The following is an 11,900-nucleotide window of genomic DNA, read 5'->3' as shown; positions in this document are numbered from 1 at the left end:
CGCGGACAGATCAATCCCAGGACAGACCCAACCAGGCCGCCAGTCCGAAATAGGGTCACACACCCCCAGCACCGAGCAGACACTTACATTCTCTACGTCTGAAATGGTCACAAACGCCGGACACAGCAGCTGGTCCCGTTTTCGCAGCCGCATGATTCCAACGATTACTGAGTCACCTTTAGGCGTGGCAGGCGCGTTTGTAACCATTTGCGACAATGCGAACCCTTCCGGACGGGCGCGACACCCCTTCCCGACCACACGCATAGCCTGGGTCACATGCGCCCCGAGCACCCGCACACCAATCCCGACGCCTTCGACCACCGTCGCCACGAGGGCGCCCTCCACATCGTTGTTCCGACCGGCCGCACCCCCAAGGTCGGAAATCGACATGACGGCCGTCCCACGAAGCACAGCCTGCCGCGGATCGGACTCGTCGCGATTGCGCGCGCGGCGGATCACCGCGGCTGTCGGTAGTTCGGGCGGGACCGCTCGGGCGCTCCCCGGCGGCTCACACCCTCCGGCCGACGATTCGTACCTTCCCGCGACGGTACGTACCTTCCGGTCCACGATTCGTACTCTCCTGCAACGGCACGTACCTCCAAGTGCCGAACCGTCGCAAGAAAGTACGAATCATCGAAGCAAAGGTACGAACCGTCAGGCCCCGCGCTGATCTGCGCGCCAAGCCCTACCCGGAGAACACGCCCGGCAGCGAAGTGGCGTAGAAGACGCATCCCCGGAGTCCGGCGATGGCGATGTACCCGCCGCCAGCCCCAGCACACGCACCCCAAACACTGCCGGCCCAGGCATCAACGACGAGGCCTAGCCCCTGCACCCCAGCTGACAGCACCCACCCCCACCGACCACACCCACAAACGCGAAGAGGCGCATATCGGCACGATTCAGCTCTTGACACCCCACCCGAAATGACGCACCATATCGATTATCGATCGATCGTTATTCGATATGACAGGCTGGTCGACAGCCGGACTCGGAGGATCACCATGAGCAACGCCGTCCCTACCGCCCCCTCACTCAGCCGCCGTATCCGCACCGCCATCGCCAATGCCACCGCCGAGCGCGACAACCCCTGGGGCGTTCCCGGCCGCATCACCACTGTCGCCTTCCTGGTCATCATCGCGCTCATAGCCGTCGCCGAGCCGCTGATTGCACTGCTATCCATCCTGCGCGACGGCATCCTGCGGGTCTCCGTCATTGCAACGCCCGGACCGATCGAGCTGCGCGGCGCCTATACGGGCGTCCTGGAGGACACCGGTCTTGAGCGCACCATCCTGTACGGATACTGCGACCTACCCGGCTGGACCCTGGCACTCGAGGCTTTCCTCATCATCTCCTACATGGCGCTCGTATTCGCCTCGCTCATCCTGTTCAGCCAGGCAGTCGCCCCGACCAGCCAGTACTGGCAGGGCGACGGCGACCCCTGGGAGCGAATCAGATGCAGGGTCCGGTATCTGCGTTGGACCGCCTTCGCGGCCGTGTGCGTCTATGCAGCCTTCGGCGAGCTGATCCCGGGACTCCTCTCCCCAGTCAGTGAGGACGTCAGTGCAATGAGTGTGGGCAGCTTCTGGAAGGGTCTGCCCTTCGCTATCCTCGTGGGGGTCTGGACGCTGACCTACTTCACCGAGGCACTTCACCGCCTGGCCCTGCGGACGGCAGCGCTCGCCGTCGAGAACGCCGACCTGCGCGAGGAGACGGAGGGACTCGTATGAGCACGGCGGGCGAGACCCGCGTCGTCTGCCACCTCGACCGCCTGCTTGAGGAGCGGGGTATGACGCTCGCGGCGCTGTCCGAGCAGGTGGGCGTCACGGTGGCAAACCTGTCGGTCCTGAAGAATGGACGTGCCCGAGCCATCCGCTTCACGACCCTCACGGCGCTGTGCGAGGCCTTGGGGTGCACGGTCGGAGAGTTGCTGGAGGTTGCCGCACCGTAGGCCGAGCCCCCTCGAAGCTCTGCCAGCGGTCAGGCCGCCGACGCATCAAGGGCGAGCATTGTCTGAAACGGTTACAAACGCCTGACACAGCAGCTCGTCCCTTTTCGCAGCCGCGTGATTCCAACGATTACCGAGTCGCCTTTAGGCGTGGCAGGCGCGTTTGTGACCGTTTGCGACAGTGCAAACCCTTCCGGGCGGACGCGCCGGCCCGTCCCGACCGCACGCATAGCCTGGGTCATATGAGCCCCGAACACCCGCACACCCGGCCCGGTGTTTCCCCTGACGTCTTCGACCACCGGCGCCGCGAGAACCTGGAACTGGACGAGACTGAAGCCATCCTCGACGAGATCGGCCTGCGCCTGCTGGCCCAGGACTGGCTCCTCGCACAAGACGCCGACATCGACGACGGGACCATCTGGGTGCCCGCAAGGATCAGCGAGATTCACCGGGACCACGTGGTCGTCACCAGAGTTGCGGACGAGCTGTCGGGCCACGTCGCGAAGGCGACCACTTGGGCGGGAACCGTTGAGCTGGAACTGCCGACGGCGCGCCTACGCCCGGCGCGGTGAGAAATGTCCGAGATCGGCATAAACACCGCCGACACCCCGTCACGGACACAGACAGAACCGCATAATTCCAACGATCCGCCATCTCTATGACGTCTCCCTGAAGGCTGTTCGTGCCGTTTTCGGACAGTTGAGGCAGTCAGCCGTCACAACCGGCGTGGGAGCCAGGGGACGATCCCTGCGCTCCGAAAAGTGTCCAGATTCGACACCAACACGAGCGCAGCCATCCACGCCAGTACCTCACCAGCGCCTGAACGCCGCGCACGCATAGTCGTTGCGGTATCAGCCGCGGGAACACAGTCGAACCGGGCAGCACCAACCTCCTGGACAGACCGCAACGCCGAGTTCGACGACTGACCCTCGGGCCCGCGCGATGAGACAGATCCGGCTGGCCTCATTCGATAAGACCCGCAGCGAGGCGCCGGCCGGCCCCACGCATGGACTCAGCCGGCCAGAATCACACCCCAGACAGCGCTGCACAAAACTCCGTCAAACGATTGCGTGACGGCAAGGCGCCGCCAGGTTTACGCTGCTAGATGTAGTGCACGTCACTTCCCTGCTCAATGAGGAGACCCCTATGGCAGAACCACCAGCACCCTCCAAGGACAGGCGCGCCACCCAGGAGGAGATCGACGCCTTCTTCGCGCCACCGCTCCAGGAGGTCAAGCCGCTATTCATCGCCTCCTACCTGGCCGCACAGCTCTTCTTCTTCATCGCCCTCATGGGGCCCGCGGTCCTGTCCATCCAGAACAAGGCCTTGGCCATGTTCCCGAACGACAACGCGGCCCAAACCTCCGCCGTGTCCCAGATCGCCGGCCTGGGGGCCCTGGGCGCGGTCTTCGCCAACGTCATCTTCGGGCAGATCTCCGACCGCACCATGTGGCGGTGGGGCCGACGCCGTCCCTGGCTGGTGATCGGCATCCTCGGCATGACCGTCGGCCTGGTGATCATGGGCCTGACCAACACGGTCCCCCTGGTCGCCGCCGGCTGGCTCATCGCCCAGATCGGCGCCAACGCGGCGCTGGCACCCTTCGTGGCGGTGCTCTCGGACCAGGTGCCGGAGTTCCAGCGGGCCCGGATCAGCTCCATGATCTCCATCGCCCAGAACCTGGCCGTGCTTGCCGCCACCTATCTGTCTAAAGGCCTGAAGGACAATCTCGAGGTCCTGTTCATCGCCCCGGCCATTCCGGCCATCCTGTTCATGGTCTGGTTCGCCTTCGTCCTGCCGGACAAGCAGCTGACCATCAGGCCGCCCCGGCTCGACCTCATCGGCCTGATCAAGACCTTCTGGGTGAACCCCATCGCCTACCCCGACTATGCCCTGGCCTGGTGGGGGCGCTTCCTCATCACACTGTGCTCCTTCTCCTTCACCACCTATCGGCTAATGTACCTGGTCCACCGGGTCAACCTCACGGAAGAACGTGCGAACGACGTGGTCGCCACCTCCGTGCTCATCTACACGATTGCGCTCATGGCCGCGAGCTTCGTCGGCGGCCAGCTGTCCGACCGGCTCCATCGCCGCAAGGCCTTCGTCTTCCTAGCTTCAGCACTATTCGGCGTCGGCGTCCTCATGCTGGCCCACACGACTACTGTGTCCGGGTTCTACAAGGTGGAGGCGATCATGGGCCTGGCCTACGGCATCTACATCTCCGTGGACCTGGCCCTCGTGGTGGATGTCCTGCCCAACCCGGACAACGCCGGCAAGGACCTGGGCGTGTTCAATATCGCCAACGCCCTGCCGCAGTCGCTCGCCCCGTACATGGCGCCGTTCTTCCTGGGCATCGGCTCGCCGGAGAAGATGAACTACCCGGCGCTGTGCTACTTCGCCGGCATCTGCGCCATCATCGGCGGCGTGCTGGCCATCTTCATCAAGAAGGTGAGGTAACCGGCGGCTCCGCCGAGATTCCCAGCCCGCCCCGCTCCCGGGACGGATGTGCACAGCCTCCCCACATGCAGCGCTGGTAATTTGGCGGCGCGGCACCCGCCGCACCGTCAACCAGCACCCCGTGGGGAGGAGTCCAGTGCCCATCCGTCCCGGCGTCGTTCCCGGTCCGCCCTCCGCAATGCCTGACCGGCTGCGCCGCTTCTGGGGGACGGGGCGTTGGCTGTGGCCGCTGTGCGCCCTGCTCTTCGCCGCCTGGACCATCCTGGTGCGCGCCGGGCTGACCGACCGCCTCGACGCCGTCCTCACGGCCCCGGTGCTGCCGCCGCGCTCGGGTCGGGGGCAGGTCCTCGAGGCGGTCTCCCTGCTCACCCACCCGCTGCTGATCTACGCAGCCATCGCCGTGGCCGCCGTCGTCACCTACCAGCAGCGCATGCGGCGCCTATCCACCGCCCTGACGACCTCCCTGCTGGGCCTGCCGCTCCAGATCGTCATCGCCACCTGGATCGATCACGCGCGCCCCTCCTCCGCCTTCGCCGACTCGCTGTCCTACCGCGGGTTCGCCTACCCCGCCGGGCACGCCGTCGCCATGACCGTGGCCGCCTGGGTGCTGGTCACCCTGACCCGGGCCCGCCGCCGCCCCACCTCCCAGGTACGGCTGTGGCGGATGGTCGCCGTATTCGCCATCGCCGTCACCTGCGTGAGTCAGTGGGCGATGGGCCTGCAATCCGTCTCCGACCTGATCGGCGGCGTCCTGCTCGGCGCGGCGGTGGCTACCTTCGCCCTCGCCGTGGGGGGCATTGAGGAGATCCTGGCGTCCTGGGCCCACATCGGTCTGCCACGCACCACCGTGGACAAGCGCGCCGCCATCGTTTACAACCCCACCAAGTTCGACGACCTGTCCCTGCTGCGCCGGCGGGTGGAGTCCGAGGTGCTGGCGGCCGGCTGGCAGCCCACCCTGTGGCTGGAGACCACCCCCGACGACGCCGGTCACGAGCAGACCCGGCGCGCCCTGGCCGCCGGGGTCGACCTGGTACTGGCCGCAGGCGGGGACGGCACCGTGCGCGCCGTCTGCGGCGAGCTAGCCGGTACCGGCGTGCCCCTGGCGCTGCTGCCCACCGGCACCGGCAACCTGCTGGCCCGCAACCTGCAGGTGCCGCTGGACACCGACGCCGCCCTGCGCCTGGCCCTGTCCGGCCCCACCCGCGCCGTCGACGTCGTGCGCTGCACCTGGGACGGCGGTGAGGAGCGCTTCGTGGTGATGGCCGGCCTGGGCCTGGATGCCCGCATCATGGCCGACACGAGCGACGATCTGAAGAAGGTGATCCGCTCCGGTGCCTACGTGCTGGCCGCGGTGCAGAACGCCGTGCCGGACCCCTTCTCGGTGCAGGTGGCGCTCGACGACGGCGAGTCGACCGGCAGGTCGGCCGGCGAGCACCGGGTGGTGATGGCACTGCTGGGGAACGTCGGCACCATCACCGGCGGCGTGACGATCTTCCCGCAGGCCACTCCCGACGACGGCCGTGTAGACCTGCTGCTGACCGGCCCGAACCGGATCGCCGACTGGGCGAAGGTCGGAGCCGGCCTGCTGATCGGCCAGGACGTGGAAGGCCTGAGCCACCACCAGGCCCGCCGCCTGACCCTGACCACGCCCGAGCCGGTCCCCTTCGAGCTGGACGGTGACCCGGTGGGACGTACCCGGAAGCTGGTGGCCGAGGTCGAGCCCGCCGCCCTGCACGTCGTCGTCCCGCCCGCCCCCACTCGCCCCACTCGCCGAGACCGGCACCAGTAACGCACCGAAGCCGGCACTAATGACGTGCCGAAACCGGTCCGCCCGCAAAAACCCTCAAGGTCGTGGAACGCACCTGCAGACGACCGCCTATCCGATCGGGCACACTCCTCTAGACTGAGGCGACCCGCCACCGACCACAGGCAGGAGCCCCATGCGTTCACGACTCACCGTCGCGCTCGGCCGCACGGCCCGCGCCCTGGCCCGCCTGCGCGGCGGCGGCTCCGGTGGCACCGCCTTCCCCGGCCTGGTCATGGAGCGCACCGACCCCGGCTTCCTCGCCCGCACCCTGGACCGGCTGCCGCACGGGTGGTGCTGGTCTCCGGCACCAACGGCAAGACCACCACCACCAAGATGGTGGTGCAGTTGCTGCGCGACCAGGGCCTGAAGGTCTTCACCAACCGCACCGGCTCCAACTTCGTGCGCGGCGTGCTGGCGGCCCTGCTCACCGAGGTCGACGCCGCCGGCCGCCTGGACGCCGACGTCGCCGTGCTAGAGCTCGACGAGGCGCACGCCGTCCACTTCGTCCGCGCCGTGCAGCCGCGGGCGGCGCTCATGCTCAACGTCATGCGCGACCAGCTCGACCGCTTCGGCGAGATCGACTATACGGCCTCCCTGCTGCGCAAGGCCGCCCTGGCCACGCGCGACGTGGTGGTGGTCAACGCCGACGACCCGCGCCTGAACGGCGAGCGCTTCCTGGACGGACTCACGGCACGCACCGCCGCCTTTGGTGTCGGCCCCGCCCTGCGCTCGGTGTTCCTGTCCGACGACGATCTGCGCGCCGAGCAGGCCGCCGACGTGCCCGCGCCCGACGACGCTCCCATCTCCGGGGTATCCCCCGCCGACGCCGCCTCCCCCTGCCCCGCCCCGCGGGTACGCCTGCTGGCGCTGGCCGGCAACCAGGCCACCCTTGAGGTGGACGGCGCCGAGCACCAGGTCACCTTCGCCATCCCGGGCATTCACAACGTGCTCAACGCCTGCGCCGCCCTGACCCTGGTGCTGGAGGTGCTCGGGGAGCGGGCCGACCTGTCCCGCCTGCTGGACACCCTGGCTCAGATCCGCCCCGCCTTCGGCCGCGGCGAGGTCATCACCCTGGACGGCCGCCCAGTGCAACTGGCGCTGGTGAAGAATCCGGCCGGCTTCCGCATGAGCCTCATGTCTGCCCCCACCGCGCAGGCCGGCGCCGCAGGGCGGGCAGACGCCGCAGCCGACGAGCTCATCATGGTCGCCATCAACGACGAGTACGCCGACGGCCGAGACATGTCCTGGCTGTGGGACGTGGACTTCTCCTCGCTGAAACAAGCCGGGGTCGCCGTCGTCACCGGGGTGCGCGCCTGGGACATGGCGCTGCGGCTGCGCTACGACGAGGTGCCGGTCGACGTCGTCGAACCGGACTTGGAGGCCGGACTGGACGCACTGCGCAAGCGCGCCGCCGCCGAGGACCGCCCCATGCGCGTGTACACCACCTACACCGCCATGCTGGCGCTGCGCGCCCGCCTCGGGCGCCTCACCAAGGTCGAGGAGGTCATGAAGTGAGCGCCGAGCCCACCGTCTACACCCACACCGGCGCCGGCCCCGCCCGCGGCCGCATCCGCATCCTGCAGCTGTATCCGCGGGACATGAACATCTACGGCGACTGGGGCAATCTGCTCACCCTGGCCCGCCGCGGCCAGTGGCACGGCTACGACGTCGAGCTGCACTCCTACAACCCCGGTGACGCACTGCCGGAGGAGACCGATCTGGTTCTGGGCGGAGGTGGCCAGGACTCCGGGCAGGAGCGCATCAAGCCGACCTGCTCAAGATCGGCCCGCGCCTGCGGCAGTGGGCCGACGACGGCGTGCCCATGCTGGTCATCTGCGGCCTGTACCAGCTGTTCGGGCACCGCTTCGTCACCGGCGAGGGCTCCGAGATTCCCGGGATCGGGCTGCTGGACGCGCAGACGGTGGCTGGGACGGGGCGCCTGATCGGCAATATCGTGCTGGACTCCCCCGAGTTCGGCCGCGTGGTCGGCTATGAGAACCACTCCGGCTGACCACGCTCGGCCCCGGCGCCGAGCCCCTGGGGACGGTGCGCTCCGGCGCCGGCAACAACGGCAAGGACGGCGCGGAGGGCGCCCGGTTCAAGCACGTGATCGGCACCTATTTGCACGGCCCGCTGCTGCCGAAGAACCCGGCTGTGGCCGACTGGCTACTGCAACGGGCGGTCGAACTGCGAGGACAGGACTGGGACCCGCTGCCCATCGACGACGCCGACGCCCGCCGCGCCAGCACCGTGGCCGCCGCCCGACCGAGGTGATGCGCCGTGGCCACCCCTGAGTTCATCGTCTCCCTGCGCGAGAAGATCGGGCATGAGCAGCTATGGCTGCCCGGTGTCAGCGTGGTGGTGGTGGCCCCGGACGGGCGGCTGCTACTGGGGCGACGCTCCGACAACGGCGCCTGGGCGGTGGTCTCCGGCATCCCGGAGCCCGGCGAGCAGCCGGCCGCCGCGGCGCGGCGCGAGTGCCTGGAGGAGACCGGCGTCGACCCGCAGATCGTCGGGGTGGCCGGGGTGAGCGCGGGGCAGCCGATCACCTTCCCCAATGGGGACCGCTGCGTGTTCATGGACATCACCTTCGCCGCGCGGGCGGATTCCGCCGCGGTGGCGCGTGCGCGCGTGGCCGACGAGGAGTCGACGGCGGTGGGCTGGTTCGCGCCGGACGCGCTGCCGACGCCGCTGGTGGCCTCCACCCCGGGGCGCATCGACGCCGCCCTGACCTGGCTGGCCGACCCGGCCGCCGGCGCGCGCTTCAGGTGACGGATGCCCGTGGCCCAGGCCGCAAGATTTCCACTGACGCTTACCAAAGCCTATCCTTTACTGCGCCAGCAGGTGCCAGCGCCTACCCGGCACGACGACCCGACGGACAGTCCCCGGTCAACCCGTGCCGACCAACCCGCACCGCGAGCGTCACCAGGACCAAGGAGTTAAGACATGGCCGCATCCGCCACGGCCAGAATCATCCCATCAGAACAGCCGGCCTCGGCAGTCCCCCTGTCCGCCCTGCCCCGCGGCACGCGCGCCCGTATCATCGCTGTATCCGCCGATCGCGGTGAGTGCCTCGCTCGGCGTCTGGTCGACCTCGGCTTCGAGCCCGGCCGCCAGCTCGAGGTTGGCCGCCGCGCCCCGTTGGGAGATCCGGCGGTCTACCACGTCGCCGACTACGAACTCAGCCTGCGCCGCCGTGACGCGGCCCTGATCACCGTAGAAGTCATTTCCACCAGCGCTGTCCCCGGCGTTCCGGAGGCCACCGCATGAGCACCGCCGTCGACGCCGCGAACTCCAGGGAAACCGACATGCCCGCCTGCCACGAGCCCTCCTGCCACGAGGGCTGCGCCGCCCACGGTGCCGCCTCCGCCTCCATCGACGCCGACGCCGCCCGCATCGCCCTGGCGGGCGCCCCCAATGCTGGCAAGACCTCCATCTACAACACGCTCACCGGCCTGCGCGCCAAGACCGGCAACTACCCGGGCGTGACCGTCTCCCGCTCCTTGGGCACCTGCCGCTCTCCGCCACCGACACCGGCGACGAACCCGCCACCATCACCCTGGAGGATCTGCCGGGCGCTTACTCGCTGGAGCCCATCAGCCCCGACGAGCGCGTGGTCCACGACGTCCTGACCGGCCGCTGCAACGGCGTCGCCCAGCCCGATGCCCTGCTAGTCGTCATCGACGCCACCACCCTGTCCCGCTCCCTGGGATTCGTCGCCCAGGCCCTGGCTCTGGGCCTGCCCACTGCCCTGGCGGTCACCATGACCGATGAGCTCACCCGCCGCGGCGGGCGGCTCGACGTCGAGGCCCTGGGCACGGCGCTCGGCGTGCCCGCGGTGCAGGTCATCGGCAACCGCGCCACCGGCATCCCGCAGCTGCGCAGCACGCTCGCCTCCTGGCGCGACTGGTCGCGCGCGCCGATCACGCCGCCGACCAGCGGACCGGAGCGGGCCTCCTGGACGGAGTCAGTCCTTGCCGCCGCGGACTACACCGCCCCCGTGCCCGACTCGCGCACCGCCGCCGTCGACCGGGTGCTGCTGCACCCGCTGTGGGGGACCCTGGTGTTCTTCGCGGTCATGTTCACCTTCTTCCAGGCGATCTTCACCTGGGCCGCCCCCTTCCAGGAGGCCATAGAGACCGGCTTCAGCCTCCTGAGCGACGCCGTCCACAACTGGCTGGACGGCCCCGCGCCGCTGCTGGCGGGGCTACTGGCCGACGGCGTGATCGGCGGCGTCGGCGGGGTGCTGGTGTTCCTGCCGCAGATCGCCATCATGTTCCTGCTGATCGCCTGATGGAGGGCGTGGGCTACATGTCGCGGGCCGCCTTCCTCATGGACCGGGTGATGAGCCGGGCGGGGCTGGAGGGGCGCGCCTTCGTGGCGCTGCTGTCCTCGCTGGCCTGTGCCATTCCCGGCATCATGGCCACCCGCACGCTGCCCAGCGCCAAGGACCGCCTGGCCACCATGCTGGCGGCGCCACTGATGACCTGCTCGGCGCGGCTGCCGGTTTACATCATCATGATCTCCCTGCTGGTCGACCCGGGGCAGCGCATCGGCCCCTTCGGCGCCGCGGGCACCATCATGTTCGGCCTGTACCTGGCCGGGGCGGTCGCCGCCATGCTGGCCGCTCGGGTGGTCAAGCGCCTGACCGACCGGGGCGGCGTGCTGCTGCCCTTCTACATGGAAATGCCGCCCTACCGGCTGCCGCGCGCCCGCACGGTGGCCTGATGGTTTGGGACGCCTGCAAGGGCTTCCTGAAGAAGGCGGGCACGATCATCCTGGCCGCCACCATCCTGGTGTGGACGGGTCTTAACGTGCCCATCCGCTCCGAGGCGGAGTTCACCGCCCACTGCGATGCCAGCGCCCAGTGCGCAGCGATCGCCGCCGCCGTGGCCGACCCCGACTCCTCAACCGTGCTGGACGACGACGGCGCCACCGTCACCGATCCCGAGGAACTGCAGGCGCTGCTGGACGCCCAGCGCACCAGCTACACCATGGACTCCTCGCTGGCCGCCTCCCTCGGGAAGGCGATCCAGCCCGTGTTCGAGCCACTGGGTTTCGACTGGCGGATCAACGTGGCGATCATGTCCTCCCTGGCGGCCCGGGAGACGGCGGTGGCCACGCTCGGGCAGATCGCCGCCGCGGGCGACCCGGAGGACCCCGGCGCCCAACTGGCTGCCATGACCTACACCGAGGACACCCTGGTGGCCAGCGCCGGCGAGCCGCTATTCAACCCGGCGACGATCGCGGCGATATTGGCGTTCTTCGTCTTCGCCATGCAGTGCATGGCCACCGCGGGGGCGATCCGCCGGGAGACCGGCACCTGGAAGTGGTCGGCGATCGCCTACGGCTACCTGTTCGTGCTGGCCTGGGTGGCCGGCGCCATCGCCCACGCCGTCGTCGCCGCCCTCGCCTGAGCGCGGTAGCCATGGGCGTCGTCCCCACGCATCCCGTGGCGACCCCGGACCCCGCCGTTATGCGCTGGGTGGTCCCCGATGGACTGCTGGGCTTCTCCGGGACCGTGGCCCGCGCCCCGCGCCTGCTGCAGGCCCTGCTTGACGACGGCACCCTGGCGGGGATTGAGGCGGTGCCCGGGGCGGTGCTCACGCTGCTGGGCGAGGGCCGCAGCTGGCAGGCCGACGGCGCCGCGGTGCGCAGCGCCCTGGTGGACGCGCTCGGGGTGCCCGGCTCGTG

The 11,900-nt window shown here is 69.3% G+C and carries 8 protein-coding genes and 4 pseudogenes; 11 read left to right on the top strand and 1 reads right to left on the bottom strand.

The window, feature by feature from the left end; all coding sequences use genetic code 11:
• Window positions 1-390: hypothetical protein (locus BW737_RS16655; protein WP_218961773.1), on the bottom strand; the 390-nt coding region annotated here is incomplete at its 3' end.
• Between the two features lie 611 nt (window positions 391-1,001).
• On the opposite strand from BW737_RS16655, the gene BW737_RS03650 reads away from it, so the two are divergent.
• The 11 genes and pseudogenes from BW737_RS03650 to BW737_RS03600 form a co-directional block, all read left to right on the top strand.
• Window positions 1,002-1,727 carry a hypothetical protein gene (locus BW737_RS03650; protein WP_086615996.1) on the top strand — a complete coding sequence of 242 codons (726 nt, stop codon included), beginning with the start codon at window positions 1,002-1,004 and terminating at the stop codon, window positions 1,725-1,727.
• Entirely contained in the window at window positions 1,724-1,948 is a 225-nt protein-coding gene (locus tag BW737_RS03645; RefSeq protein ID WP_086615997.1) for a helix-turn-helix domain-containing protein, read from the top strand. The genes BW737_RS03650 and BW737_RS03645 overlap by 4 nt, the downstream gene beginning before the upstream one ends.
• Before the next feature lie 239 nt (window positions 1,949-2,187).
• A complete protein-coding gene (locus BW737_RS03640) occupies window positions 2,188-2,517 on the top strand; it encodes a hypothetical protein (RefSeq protein ID WP_086615998.1) in 330 nt (109 codons plus the stop codon).
• A 538-nt stretch (window positions 2,518-3,055) separates the two neighbouring features.
• Entirely contained in the window at window positions 3,056-4,399 is a 1,344-nt protein-coding gene (locus tag BW737_RS03635) for an MFS transporter (RefSeq protein WP_099330331.1), read from the top strand.
• Between the two features lie 136 nt (window positions 4,400-4,535).
• Window positions 4,536-6,188, top strand: coding sequence for a bifunctional phosphatase PAP2/diacylglycerol kinase family protein (locus BW737_RS03630; protein ID WP_257210431.1), 1,653 nt, complete (start codon window positions 4,536-4,538; stop codon window positions 6,186-6,188).
• A 151-nt stretch (window positions 6,189-6,339) separates the two neighbouring features.
• A pseudogene (locus BW737_RS03625) lies at window positions 6,340-7,721 on the top strand (MurT ligase domain-containing protein).
• Window positions 7,718-8,480, top strand: a pseudogene (locus tag BW737_RS03620) (type 1 glutamine amidotransferase). The pseudogenes BW737_RS03625 and BW737_RS03620 overlap by 4 nt, the downstream one beginning before the upstream one ends.
• Before the next feature lie 6 nt (window positions 8,481-8,486).
• Window positions 8,487-8,978, top strand: a complete 492-nt coding sequence (locus tag BW737_RS03615) for an NUDIX hydrolase (protein ID WP_086616000.1) — start codon at window positions 8,487-8,489, stop codon at window positions 8,976-8,978.
• Window positions 8,979-9,152: 174 nt separating this feature from the next.
• Entirely contained in the window at window positions 9,153-9,476 is a 324-nt protein-coding gene (locus BW737_RS03610) for a FeoA family protein (protein ID WP_086616001.1), read from the top strand.
• A pseudogene (gene feoB / locus BW737_RS03605) lies at window positions 9,473-11,623 on the top strand (ferrous iron transporter B). Before BW737_RS03610 ends, feoB begins: the two are co-directional and overlap by 4 nt.
• Window positions 11,624-11,634: 11 nt before the next feature.
• Window positions 11,635-11,900 (top strand): annotated as a pseudogene (locus BW737_RS03600) (NifU family protein); the annotation flags it as partial.

The sequence above is a fragment of the Actinomyces ruminis genome (assembly GCF_002154335.2).
Taxonomy (GTDB): Bacteria; Actinomycetota; Actinomycetes; order Actinomycetales; family Actinomycetaceae; genus Actinomyces; species Actinomyces ruminis.
The sequence above is the reverse complement of the archived record's forward strand: the minus strand, read 5'-3'. Positions and strand labels throughout refer to the sequence as shown.

Excerpts from the sequence above, each read along its gene's own strand:
- BW737_RS03645 (WP_086615997.1), top strand. The coding sequence starts at position 1,724 with ATGAGCACGGCGGGCGAGACCCGCGTCGTCTGCCACCTCGACCGCCTG.
- BW737_RS03610 (WP_086616001.1), top strand. The coding sequence starts at position 9,153 with ATGGCCGCATCCGCCACGGCCAGAATCATCCCATCAGAACAGCCGGCC.
- BW737_RS03650 (WP_086615996.1), top strand. The coding sequence starts at position 1,002 with ATGAGCAACGCCGTCCCTACCGCCCCCTCACTCAGCCGCCGTATCCGC.
- BW737_RS03640 (WP_086615998.1), top strand. The coding sequence starts at position 2,188 with ATGAGCCCCGAACACCCGCACACCCGGCCCGGTGTTTCCCCTGACGTC.